9 protein-coding genes are annotated in these 12,439 nt (G+C 36.4%); 2 read left to right on the top strand and 7 right to left on the bottom strand.

The genetic code is table 11. From position 1 onward, the window contains the following. Positions 1 to 106 precede the first annotated feature (106 nt). From Q0590_RS21770 to Q0590_RS21750, 5 genes are all read right to left on the bottom strand, one after another. Positions 107 to 604: a hypothetical protein gene (locus Q0590_RS21770; protein ID WP_302039724.1), complete on the bottom strand. Its 498-nt coding sequence runs from the start codon at positions 602 to 604 to the stop codon at positions 107 to 109. Between the two features lie 171 nt (positions 605 to 775). Continuing rightward, positions 776 to 1,408, bottom strand: a complete 633-nt coding sequence (locus Q0590_RS21765) for a response regulator transcription factor (protein ID WP_302039723.1) — start codon at positions 1,406 to 1,408, stop codon at positions 776 to 778. Between the two features lie 65 nt (positions 1,409 to 1,473). After that, entirely contained in the window at positions 1,474 to 4,719 is a 3,246-nt protein-coding gene (locus tag Q0590_RS21760) for a sensor histidine kinase (RefSeq protein ID WP_302039722.1), read from the bottom strand. A gap of 73 nt (positions 4,720 to 4,792) precedes the next feature. Continuing rightward, positions 4,793 to 5,440 carry a DUF2238 domain-containing protein gene (locus Q0590_RS21755; protein WP_302039721.1) on the bottom strand — a complete coding sequence of 216 codons (648 nt, stop codon included), beginning with the start codon at positions 5,438 to 5,440 and terminating at the stop codon, positions 4,793 to 4,795. 165 nt (positions 5,441 to 5,605) lie between these two features. Then, positions 5,606 to 5,932 carry a hypothetical protein gene (locus Q0590_RS21750; RefSeq protein WP_302039720.1) on the bottom strand — a complete coding sequence of 109 codons (327 nt, stop codon included), beginning with the start codon at positions 5,930 to 5,932 and terminating at the stop codon, positions 5,606 to 5,608. A 664-nt stretch (positions 5,933 to 6,596) separates the two neighbouring features. On the opposite strand from Q0590_RS21750, the gene Q0590_RS21745 reads away from it, so the two are divergent. Beyond that, positions 6,597 to 7,964: an NAD(P)/FAD-dependent oxidoreductase gene (locus tag Q0590_RS21745; protein WP_302039719.1), complete on the top strand. Its 1,368-nt coding sequence runs from the start codon at positions 6,597 to 6,599 to the stop codon at positions 7,962 to 7,964. Between the two features lie 82 nt (positions 7,965 to 8,046). Here the strand turns inward: Q0590_RS21745 and Q0590_RS21740 are convergent, their stop codons facing one another. Then, the gene (locus tag Q0590_RS21740) at positions 8,047 to 9,336 is read right to left on the bottom strand and encodes a citrate synthase (RefSeq protein ID WP_302039718.1); all 1,290 of its coding nucleotides are present in this window, start codon (positions 9,334 to 9,336) and stop codon (positions 8,047 to 8,049) included. Between the two features lie 323 nt (positions 9,337 to 9,659). Between Q0590_RS21740 and Q0590_RS21735 the strand changes: the two genes are divergently transcribed. After that, entirely contained in the window at positions 9,660 to 10,781 is a 1,122-nt protein-coding gene (locus Q0590_RS21735) for a glycosyltransferase family 4 protein (protein ID WP_302039717.1), read from the top strand. A gap of 109 nt (positions 10,782 to 10,890) precedes the next feature. On the opposite strand, the gene mnmE is transcribed toward Q0590_RS21735, so the two are convergent. After that, entirely contained in the window at positions 10,891 to 12,279 is a 1,389-nt protein-coding gene (mnmE, locus tag Q0590_RS21730) for a tRNA uridine-5-carboxymethylaminomethyl(34) synthesis GTPase MnmE (RefSeq protein ID WP_302039716.1), read from the bottom strand. Positions 12,280 to 12,439: the final 160 nt, after the last annotated feature.

Here is a 12,439-nt window from a genome sequence, read left to right as displayed (position 1 = left end):
AATTTCATCAGGCTTTTTGTTGTTTACTTTTGTGTATTATGCTATCGTAAATATTATATAAGATATTAATTAATAATGTAAATAGTTGGTAAATGTAAATAATTGCTTACTTATACAATACATTCATAAAATCATTCATAGAATTAAAATTCTTTTTTAGAACAGGATTTTGCTCAAGATTAAGTTTTATACTGCATTCCATTGTTAAATCATTGATTATTTTAAAATACGATTTTATCAATAGTTGCTCTTTGTAAATAGCGGTTTGTTTCGCATCTACCGTTGAGAGCCAGATGTTAAGTTGAGGCTGTATTTCTGTTGCTCTTTTAAGAAAACTCTCACGAGTCGAGATCATAATGGAAGAAGCTATTTTTTCATTTTGTATATTTTTTAGCTGAGTTAGGCTTTTTATATAATCTTGCATCAATAAATCTATTTTAGCTTCCGGAGAATTTCCCGCTTGACTTGGAAATCCAACTACTTCTGAATTTAACATTTTTACATTCCATAGCTCCACTTTATTCAGGTACGGGTTCACCATAGCCAGATTAAAATAAATATTCAACAAGAGCATAACTAGTTTAGAAGCATTTGGGAGAATCATAATTTCAACTTTATAGGGTATGTTTATCAAAGGCAGAATCAGATATCAAGCACTCGTTGAAAATCTTTTTTTATTCCGACAATACAAAGATACTATAAGGTTGAAGCTTTGTAAATCACCTGAAATAGGGATTTTTAAATGTTATTTTTGGACAAAAGGAGGGAGCTTTGGCTAAATTAATTTATTTTTTAAGCCTTTTTCTATAGCTGCTGCTTTGTTATTTACCTCAAGTTTAAAGTATATATTTTTGATATGACTTTTGATTGTTTCAACGTGTACAAATAGGATATCTGCTATATCTTTATAACTTTTTCCTTTGGCTATCAAATGCAAAACCTCTGTTTCTCTGCTAGTTAGGGGAGATTCAGTTGTTTTTCTAAACGATTCCACAACCATCTTTGCTATATTGCCACTCATGGGTGCTCCACCGGCAGCAACTTCATTTATGGCATCCAAAATTTTAAAGTGATTTGACGTTTTGGTAATATACCCGGATGCACCAGCACAGAGAGCTTCGAATACAGTTTCGGTATTATCATGTACAGTAATTACGATGGCATTTACCGTTGGTAATACTTTTCTAGCTTCTTTTATACCCTGTATGCCATTCATCCCAGGAAGATCCACATCCATTAAGATAATATCTGGATGGTCTTCTAACAGATTTTTTAAAGCATCTTCACAATTTGTATAAGAATTAACCACAGAATGGTTACTTAAATCATTAATATATACTGTGAAAGCCTCTTTTACCACAATATTATCTTCAACAATAATGATTCGCAGGCCAGTTTCTTTTTTCATAAAGGTAAATCAGCAAATTATTTTTGGTATAAGTACGCAGCTACAGAAATTTAATCGTTTTTTTATTAATTGCTTATGTCCAAAAGTATCTTTTTTTTGTCCTCCCCCTTTTTCGGGATTAGCACGCGTAAAGTGATTTCTGTACCCAGGCCTGGCTTGGATTCAATATCTATATACCCATTAATTTTCTTAGCCCTGGAACGCATGTTTTCAAGTCCAAACCCATGCTTTTTCGACCCTTTCATTTCAAAACCACAGCCATCATCTTTTATTGAGATATTCAAATGTTGATTTGGGCTGGTTACTTTTACTTGTACATTCTGGCAGTGGGCATGTTTAACTACATTCGTAAAAATTTCTTTGCAAATGAGTGTAATGTGCCTGCTAGATCCACCGGCGAAAATAAAATCCTGATTGTCTAATTCATTTTGGAATGTAAACGATATACCGGTTTTATCAAAAAGATCCTCACCGAAATCTTTTATATTAAGCAGTATTACTTCCAGTTTGTCACTTTTAGGGTCAATAGACCAGATAAAGTCTTTCGTACCATAAAATAAAGTCTGTGCATGCTGATTCAATCGGGAAAGTAAATCTTCTATATAGAATTCTTTTTTACTCTGCCGGATGTTGATCATGTTAATAATAGCTGTAATACTGGCTAATTGGTTGCCCATTTCATCATGAAAATCCATGGCCACTTTTTTTCTGATAGCTTCCGCTTCTTGCGCTTTTACACGTTCGAGCGCTAAAAGATTTTCCAGTTTTACCTGTACCCATACTTTGTGGATGGTATAGGCAATAAGTAGTAGAATGCTTCCTGCAAGTGTTTTAAACCACCAGGTTTGCCAGAAAGGTGGCGTAATAATAATCTTCAGTGTATTGGCTTCCGTATTCCATACACCATCGCTATTGGTCCCCTTTACCTTTAAAAAGTACTCGCCAGGAGGCAGGTTAGTATAGGTAGCATATCTTTTCTTGCCATCCGTATAGTTCCATTCATCTTCAAAGTTCTCCAGCATATAGGCATATTTATTTTTGTTTGGAGAGGTAAAATCAAGCGAAGTAAAACCAAAAGAAAGAATATAATCTTTGTAGGATAACCTAATTTCTTTACATAAGTACAAGGGTTTGCTAAGAAGGGGTTTTTGGCCACTATTTGCACTTTTGTGTGTTTTGCCTACTTCAATCAATTCGTTAAAAACCCGTAATTCATCAAAATATACTTTCGGCGTAAAGTTGCTTTCTGTGATCTTTACTGGATAAAAAAGGTTAAAGCCATTATGGCCTCCAAAAATCATAGCACCGCTCTTAGTTTTGCAGTGCCCATAAAAAAAGACATTGCTTTGCAAGCCGTCGGTAACATCATAGCCTTTAACCTGACCGGTAGCAGGATTGTAATGGATGATTCCATTATTGGAGCTTAACCATAAATTGCCTGCATTATCCTCTAGAATTCCATATATACTGGTGGGAAAAGTAACAGCTCCTTTTGTTTGAATACGCCGGAAGGTATTTCCGGAAGGTTCCATATAACTAAGGCCGCCTCCTTCGGTTCCTACCCAGATTTTACCCTTCCTATCTTCGTATACAATCCAGGGACTATCACTACCGATTCCATGTGTTTTGGAAACATCATACCGGTAGTGGAGAAAATGAGGCTTTTGCTTTGCATCTAACGTAATTTTGTCAAGTCCTCCCTCTGAGGTTGAAATCCATATGTTTTGCCTGCTATCTACAAAAATATGCTTGATTCTGTCGTTGGAAAGTGAATTGTTGTCGTCTTCATTATGCAACAGGTGAAAAATAGTATCCTTTCTGATATCATACACATACACACCATTGCCCCAGGTACCAATCCAGAGTCTGTCTTGTTGATCGACCGTCATCGAAGACAACGCCATATAGTTGATTTTACTGGCTACCTTCAATTGATTGAAATGTAAAAACCTGCCTGTTTTCTTATCTATTTTATCCAGTCCATAGGAGGTAGCGATCCACAGGGTACCAAAACTATCTTCAGTAATTCCCCAGATCCGGTTGTCAGCAATAGAGGATGGGTCTTCCGGTGAATGAGTAAAATGGGTAAAGGTATTTTTTTCTAGGTTAAATTTCGAAAGCCCGCCTCCCCAGGTACCAAACCATACATCACCTTCTCTATCTTCAAAAACAACATTGATATTATTATTCGGTATACTGTTTGGCTCGAACGGATTGTGCTTATAGTGAAGAAATTTAGGACCCTGCGGATTGAATTTACTTAACCCGTTTTCATGGCCAACCCAGATATTGCCTGCCATATCCTCCAGAAAAGAAGTTATCCATTCACCTTGCAAAGACTGAGGGGAGAAAAGATCATGTTGATAACGCGTGAAGGTTTTTTTATTCCGGTTATATAAGTTGATCCCACCTGAGTAGGTTCCAAACCAAAGGTTATTCCGGCTATCTTCCTTGATGGAAAGCACCGAGTTATCGTTAATACTCAGTGAGTTGTTTTTATCATATTTATAAATTGTATATTTCCTGCTTGTACTATCATAACAATGCAAACCGTTATCTTGCGTACCAATCCATAAAAGCCCTTTAGAATCAAATTTAAGCACTTTAACTAGTTGATTGGCAGCTAGCTGTTGCTGTGTGATGGCAACAAAATTGGTAAAGATGCCAGTCTTTTTGTTAAACAAAAACATACCGCTTCCCCATGTACCAACCCACAGATTACCGAAATTGTCTTCAATGATTGTATTGATCGCACTGCTTGTTTCTTCAATAGTACCATTATTGGTATAATAGTTAACAAACTGATCGTTAGCCTCGTCATATTTGCTCAATCCATTATTGGTACCTATCCATAAGGTACCTTCCCGGTCTACAAACATGGACCAAATGTTATTGTCTGCCAGGGAATTTTTTCGGTACCGGTGATTAAAATAGGTGGTAAACTCTTCTGTTTCGCGGTTGAAGCGGTTAAGGCCGGAACTTGTGCCAACCCATAAATGGCCGTGCTTATCTTTACATATAGCCTTGACCCAGTTATTGGATAAAGATGTTTTTGTACCTGGTATATAGTTAAAAACTTTAAAACTATATCCATCGTACCGGTTTAACCCATTTTGCGTGCCTATCCATAAAAAACCATCTTCTGTTTGTGCTAAAGCATAGATAGAGGTACTGGAAAGCCCTTTGTCAATGGTTATGTGGTCAAAGGCAATATCTTTAGGTTGAGCAAAAACAGAATTAATGTTACAGGTGAGGCCGCTACAAAAAAGTATAAAACTAAAAAAAAATATATACCAATGTGAGTTTACCATGAAAACGTCATCATACCTTAAAATACTAATTTACACTTTTCTTTACTAAGAGTGAAATTATGTACCAGAGTTTCTAGGCATTTGAAGCGGAAATTGTAGGTTTTCTTGCAAATAGGATAAGTGCTAGGGTGAATAGTGATCCAACAAGTGCCAGAGCTATATCTTTTTGTGTATCCCATACGTCTCCTTGTAATCCAATAAAGGCGGTGCCTTGTTCTGGAAAAAACACCTCGCCTACGATCCATTCTACTAACTCATACAAAGAAGCTAATGTGGTAAGAATGGTAAATGTACCTATGCTAGCAAAGACGAGCGGAATTTTGCCATATTTTCTGATCAGTTCATAAACCGGATAGGTCCATAACGCACCAAATGAAAAATGCACTACCCGGTCATAGGAATTTCGTTCAGTGCCGGCAATTGATTGAAACCATAAGCCCAGCGGATTATTTTCGTAGGTGTACCTGGCGCCGTATAAATGAAGCAATAAAAAAGTTATTAATAAGCTGTAGCTTAAATGGCTAAAGGGATACTTCTTGTAGGTGAATACGGCACCAACAACCATTAGGAAAAGCAATATATTTTCCATGATCCATACATACAGGTCATATGCTTCTACAAAAGTCCATATCCAGATGCAGAAAAATAAGAAAATATAACCGGGTAAAAGGAATTGCTTGAATGAGTATGTTCTGCTTACGTGTGACGAATCTATTTCCATGAATTACTTTTTATTACTTAATAAGTAGATTCATCGAAATTTGTTTCAAAATACTATACGTAGGTGTAAAAAACAATGGGAATTACTCGAGAGGATAAAAAGGGGTATAATCAAAAATGAGGGAACATCGCAACGTTCCCTCATTTTGATAGTGTATTTTTTTTGTTAATACACTGCTTGTTTCATTATTTCATCGATCATATACATGCTATGAATCTGGTCTGCCGTTACTACTTCGCTGGTATTCTTTCTATAATCGCTGTAAAGGGTTAGTATACCTTTCGTCTCTAACTCATTTTCTTTTACCCGGCGTATCAGTACTATACCTCCATCCAATAGAATGGCAAAAACCCCGTTAGTCTGCTTACTCCATAAGTATGTTTCAATATAGTGACCTGATAACATACTTCCAGGCATCAATTGAGGCATCATGGAAGTATCATTGGTAATAAAAATAACCTGTTCGTTCGCGTGTATATATTCTGTTTTCATAAATACTGTTCAATACATTTCGTTGAGATGAATATATACCCTTTATTTTTTAGTAGCTACAAATGAAACCAGCCATGCACCTGATGAGGTGTAAGTTAAAAGCGAAGGGGTAAGCAGACAAAATATATTTGTAAACTTTGTCTTTTTCTTATACTGCCCTACAAGTGTATTCTGTTGGCAGGTATGTGTATATATATAAAGACAAAGGGTTAAAAATGGAATAATTAAAGAAATCCACGAAATGCGGTAAACTTACTATACGATGGCGGGTTCTTTACCGTATAATTCTTACGTGTGCCCTGTAATTAGAATTATTACTATTCCATTAAAATACATTACTTGCTTTCACTAAGAATTAAGTCTTAAAAAGTATAGATATTTAGTACTTCAAAATTGCTTTAGAATTTATGGGTAAGCTTCATGCTCAAAAGTATCATAGATTGTTGCAAAAGGGGCTTGCTATGCAATCTCCTTTTGTCTTATACAATAATTTTATTAAATAAAAGAATATTGCCTAGCATTTTCAATAGATAAAGAACATTCGATTTGTTAATGGTGTTTACCTTATGTAGCAATAGTTCAATAGTGACGTTCTTCCGAGCTAGCTACATTTAAAAGAATACATTGTTTAAAAAGTATCATTTATAAATTAAATTTTCATATTATGGCAGAATCCACTGATTTCTCCATCCAAATTCCATCTTCAAACCTTCCCAGGATAGTCCTCATTGGCGGAGGGTTTGGTGGGCTTGAGTTTGCTAAAGCATTATCTGATAAAGACGTACAGCTGGTGATGTTTGACAGGCATAATTATCATACGTTTCAGCCTCTGTTATACCAGGTAGCAATGGCCGCTTTAGAGCCAGACTCTATTGCCAGCCCATTGCGAAAAGTTTTTGATAACAAGAAGAATTTCTATTTCAGAATGGCGCTTGTTAATGAAATCATTCCGGAGAAGAACATGATTCTGACTTCTATAGGAAAATTATCTTACGATATACTGGTTGTGAGTGTAGGTTCTAAAACCAATTATTTTGGCAATCAAGACCTGATGAAGAAGTGCTTTCCTCTAAAGCAAATACCTCAAGCATTAGATTTACGAAGCAACATTCTTCAAAATTTTGAAAAAGCAGTACTGGTCAATCAACCGGAAAATCTGAGGGCATTAATGAATTTTGTTATTGTTGGTGGCGGACCCACAGGAGTGGAGTTAGCCGGAGCCTTAGCGGAATTAAAAAATCATATCCTTCCCAGAGATTATCCGGAGCTTAATTTTAAGGAGATGAATATTTATTTACTCGAAGGATCTTCCAAACTCCTGGGTGGGATGTCTACCAAATCTTCTGACCATGCGATAAAATATCTACAGGAACTTGGGGTAAATGTCAAGCTAAACACGATTGTAGAAACTTACGATGGTCGCACCGTCTTTTTGAAAGATCAGAGTACCATTACGTCTAATACGTTAATATGGGCGGCAGGGGTTACCGGCAACATGATTCCAGGTTTTAAACCTGACTCAATTGTGCGAGGAAACCGTATTAAAGTGGATGAATTTAACAAAGTAGTAGGATATGACAATGTTTATGCGATAGGAGACATCGCATCTATGGCTACTCAGGATTACCCTAATGGCCATCCTATGCTTGCTCCTGTGGCAATGCAGCAAGGACGCCACTTAGCAAGAAATTTAAATACCATGTTTGGAAAAGGAGGGAAGTCGCTTAAGCCATTCAAGTATGTTGATAAAGGAAGTATGGCAACTGTGGGTAGAAACAGAGCAGTAGTTGATATGCCTGGAAAAATACATTTTAAAGGACTTTTTGCCTGGGTTGTCTGGATGCTTATTCACTTGATGTATTTAATCGGTTTCCGAAGTAAAATTGTGGTGCTATTGAACTGGATGTACAGCTACTTTACTTTTGACAAGAATACCAGGTTAATTATACGGCCATATGTAAAACCAAACAATCCTGTAATTAAAAATCCGGAACTGGAAAAAATTGTTACCGGATACGATACACCGGTATAATACTTATGTTAATTTCATTATCGTAGCAAACAAAAAAAGCCATAATCTGATTATGGCTTTTTTGTTGTTCTTGTATAAGAATCTATTTTCTTTCATTTATACCAACATAGTTTCTCTCTGTATAGCCGGTATAAATCTGACGTGGTCTTCCGATAGGTTCTTTCTGGTCACGCATTTCTTTCCATTGAGCAATCCAACCAGGTAAGCGGCCAAGGGCAAACATAACGGTAAACATATTTGTAGGAATTCCCAAAGCTCTATAGATAATGCCTGAATAGAAATCTACATTAGGATATAATCTTCTTTCTACAAAATATTGATCGCTTAATGCGGCTTCTTCTAATTTTTTAGCTATTTCTAGTACTGGGTCATTAATGCCTAACTGTTGAAGAACCTGGTCAGCAGCTTTTTTAATGATTTTCGCCCGTGGATCAAAGTTCTTATATACCCGGTGACCAAAACCCATCAGGCGGAAGTTGTCATTTTTGTCCTTTGCCTTATTGATGAATTTAGTTGTATCCCCACCATCTTTTTTAATCGCCTCTAACATTTCTATAACTTCCTGATTAGCACCGCCATGTAAAGGTCCCCATAAAGCATTAATTCCAGCAGACACAGATGAATACAGGCTTGCTCTGGATGAGCCAACCAGGCGGACAGTGGAGGTGGAGCAATTTTGCTCATGATCTGCATGAAGTATCAGCAGCTTGTTCAATGCATCCACAATTACGGGGTCAATCTGGTATTCTTCCACCGGCAAAGCAAACATCATGTATAAGAAGTTTGAGCAGTAATCCAGATTGTTTTTAGGGTAATTTAGTGGATGGCCTTGTGAGTTTTTGTAAGCCCATGCGGCAATGGTCGGCATTTTAGCAAGCAACCGGATAATGGTTGCATCTAGGGTTTCCTCATACTTATTAGGGTCTTGCGATTCAGGATAAAAGGCCGTTAAGGAACATACCAATGCTGATAATATTCCCATCGGATGACCATTGTAAGGGAAGCCATCAAAAATTTTGCGCATATCTTCATTCACTAACGTATGAATTGAGATTTCTCTGGCAAACGAATCTAATTGCGGCTGAGTAGGTAATTCCCCATAAATTAGTAAATAGGCCACTTCAAGGAAATTCGATTTTTCTGCCAGTTGTTCAATCGGGTAACCCCGGTAATGAAGAATGCCATTTTCTCCATCCAGATAGGTAATAGCACTTTTTGTTGAGCCTGTATTTTTGAAACCTCTGTCAAGGGTAACATATCCACTCTGGTCTCTTAGATCACTTATATCAATTGCTTTTTCATTTTGAGTGCCAATGGTTACAGGCAACTTATATGTTTTACCTTCTAGATGTAATTCTGCAAAATCTGCCATAAGGTTGGTTATATTGGTTTACTGTTTGAGAATGAATACATATACATACAAAAAACAAAATACATGTTGGTACTTGTATTTTGGCAAGCCAAATTAGGTAAAAAACTAATACCTACAAAGAATTTTGAACTAAGTCCTTCTCCGGAACCTGGTTATTATTCTAACTAAATACCCAGGGTTAAGTTTCAAATTGTAATTATAAAATAATTTGCATGAAATAGTGACCATTCCATACCAATACACTAAGGAAATGTTAATTTTTCTGTTTTCATTTACAATTACTTGAGTAACTTAATTAATGAAATAGCACATTTTAGTTTTTTATGAAGATATTTCAAATCGGCCATGCCTATAAATCTAATTCCGGATTGGGTGTACTTGAATATCTCTACCAATTGTCGAATCAGTTAACCAAAGAGGGAGTAGATGTAGTGTTTGTCCAATTTGATAGAAATGAATCCGGCTATACAGAAGAACTAATCAATGGAATACAAATATTACATTTTCCTAAACACAAGTTGTTAGGCCTACATTTACCATATTGCTTTAAGCAATGGGTAAATAAATTGAAGCGAACAGATCAGGAATTTCTATTTCACCTGCATAGTGTATTTTATGTGCCTAATTTTGCTTTAGCCAGATATTTTCAGAAACGGGGTATTCCTTATATACATACTCCCCACGATTCGTACAGTGAAGAAAGTATGGTAAGTAAACGCGTATTTAAAAAACTGTACCTGGCTTTTTTTGATAAGCAGGTGATGGATGGTGCCCGAGCCGTACACGCGATTACTCCTTCCGGCGCATTAACTATTTCAAAATATACGGCTAATACCAATATAAAACTGGTTACTAATTTCGTTTCCCCTTATCCTTTCGCCTTGCCTGTCTTGTTAAAAAAGCAAATTTGCTTTATTGGAAGAATGGATGTATACCAGAAAGGCATAGATCTGATGTTAGCTTCTTTCTCTGAATTGCTTAAGACATTTCCGGAGGTGAAATTTGTTCTCATAGGACATTATTCTCCAAATCAAGCAGAGAGGTTTACTCAATTGCTAAAGCATTATACCCTTACTACAAATCAAGTAATTTTAACAGGGCGAGTATCAGAGGAGGAAAAATACAGAATTCTGCAAGAATCGTATGCTTATTTTCAGTTGTCGAGGTTTGAAGGTTTTGGTTTAAGTGTTGTAGAAGCCCTATCTATGAAGAAACCCATCATTATCTCTGACAAAATACCCATTGCAGATACGGTATTGGCTTATAAGGCTGGCTATGTCGTGTCTACGGTTCCTAAAGCTATTTCATGCTTACAGCATCTGTTTACTTTGTCTGTTGCAGAATACAGACAAGTGGCTGAAAATGCTTTGCAGTGTTATCAACAAAATTTTAGGCCTGAATCAATTACCAAAAACATGATCACATTATATAAAGATAATGTATAGGGGTTATCTTAAGAAATTAAAATCCCGGACTTCCGGGCTTTTAATTTCTTAAGCCAGACTTAGCAAAAGTCTTGAATGAAAGGTAGGCCTAATTCAACTCAATGATCTATTACTTTCCAATACAGAATTTAGAGAAAATTGTAGCTAGCAGATCATCCGTGGTAATCTCTCCGGTTATTTCTCCTAAATGATATAGAGCACTCCGGATATCTAAGGCCAGCAGATCACCTGAGAGCCCTGTATTAATGGATGTTAAAACAGTTTGCAGCGCCTGGTAGGTTTGCCGTAAGCTTTCATAATGTCTGATATTGGTGATCAGCGTATTTCCTGTGACAAACTTTTCAGCTTTTACCTCTTTTAGCATTCTAGATTTTAACTCTTCTATATTCAATTTATTGGCCGCTGAAATATAGATAAGCTGGCTTGACTCTGGCCATTGGTAAATAGCAGAAGAGGGGAGAAGTTGATCGCTTTTATTAGCTACAACTATGAAGGGTATATTTAATTGAGCTATCTCTTGCAGCTCTTTTTCAAGATCATATGGATTCGTAGTAGCCGCATCAAAAAGATAGATAATGAGTGAGGCTTGTTTCATTTTATCTCGTGTCCGGGATACACCTATTGCTTCAACTGTATCGGTGGTTTCACGCAAACCTGCTGTATCTATAATTCTGAAACGGACTCCCTCAATCATTACCTCATCTTCTATGGCATCCCGTGTCGTTCCTGGTATCGCAGAGACTATTGCTTTGTCTTCATTTAATAATACATTCAATAAGGTCGATTTACCAGCATTTGGTTTACCGGCAATTACTGTAGGCACCCCATTTTTTATAGCATTGCCTACATCAAAAGATTCAATTAAGGAACTCAATACTTTTTGAATTTCAGTAATCAGTTTTTGTAGATCAGCACGATCGGCAAATTCTACATCTTCTTCACCAAAGTCTAGCTCAAGTTCAATCATAGAAGCAAAATGGATTAGTTTTTCACGCAGATTTTTAATTTCATTCGAGATACCCCCTCGCATTTGATGGATCGCAGCTATATGTGAAGCTTCTGAATCTGAGTGAATTAAGTCTGCAACTGCTTCTGCTTGTGTCAAATCAAACCGCCCATTTAAAAATGCTCTTTTTGTAAATTCTCCGGGCCTGGCTAATCGTGCTCCTTGTTTAAGCAATGCTTGGATTATTTTTCTTACAATAAAATCTGAGCCATGACATGATATTTCGATCACATCTTCTTTAGTAAATGAGTTTGGAGCTTTGAATATTGAAACAAGTACTTCATCGAGTATTGTATTCCCCTCCCGTAATGTACCAAAATGGATGGTATGTGTAGCTTGTTTTGTAAGATCTTTTGCTTTAAAAAGCGTATTAACCATGTTAAACGTTTCCTTTCCGGAAATGCGTATTACCGCAATGGCACTTGTACCAGGTGTGGTGGCAGGTGCAACAATGGTATCGTCTGTAGGAGTTATATAAATAGAATCAGCCATATACATAAGTAACTCCATAAAATTACTGAAATATGAGTTGTAATTTATTAAACATTAATAATGAAAAACTTTACTTTTCCTTTCCATTTTCGTAGGTGATTCATAGAAGCTGTTTAAAGTTATTATCTAAAAAGGAAGCACTGGTTAAGAAGTAGTACTT

It is taken from the genome of Rhodocytophaga aerolata (genome assembly GCF_030503435.1).
GTDB lineage: Bacteria > Bacteroidota > Bacteroidia > Cytophagales > 172606-1 > Rhodocytophaga > Rhodocytophaga aerolata.
Note: the sequence above shows the minus strand (reverse complement) of the source record. Positions and strands in the feature narration are given on the sequence as shown.

What these genes read in the sequence shown, in the direction of transcription:
- Q0590_RS21770 (WP_302039724.1), bottom strand. Translation starts at nt 604, where the DNA reads ATGATTCTCCCAAATGCTTCTAAACTAGTTATGCTCTTGTTGAATATT.
- Q0590_RS21765 (WP_302039723.1), bottom strand. Translation starts at nt 1,408, where the DNA reads ATGAAAAAAGAAACTGGCCTGCGAATCATTATTGTTGAAGATAATATT.
- Q0590_RS21760 (WP_302039722.1), bottom strand. Translation starts at nt 4,719, where the DNA reads ATGGTAAACTCACATTGGTATATATTTTTTTTTAGTTTTATACTTTTT.
- Q0590_RS21755 (WP_302039721.1), bottom strand. Translation starts at nt 5,440, where the DNA reads ATGGAAATAGATTCGTCACACGTAAGCAGAACATACTCATTCAAGCAA.
- Q0590_RS21750 (WP_302039720.1), bottom strand. Translation starts at nt 5,932, where the DNA reads ATGAAAACAGAATATATACACGCGAACGAACAGGTTATTTTTATTACC.
- Q0590_RS21745 (WP_302039719.1), top strand. Translation starts at nt 6,597, where the DNA reads ATGGCAGAATCCACTGATTTCTCCATCCAAATTCCATCTTCAAACCTT.
- Q0590_RS21740 (WP_302039718.1), bottom strand. Translation starts at nt 9,336, where the DNA reads ATGGCAGATTTTGCAGAATTACATCTAGAAGGTAAAACATATAAGTTG.
- Q0590_RS21735 (WP_302039717.1), top strand. Translation starts at nt 9,660, where the DNA reads ATGAAGATATTTCAAATCGGCCATGCCTATAAATCTAATTCCGGATTG.
- mnmE (WP_302039716.1), bottom strand. Translation starts at nt 12,279, where the DNA reads ATGGCTGATTCTATTTATATAACTCCTACAGACGATACCATTGTTGCA.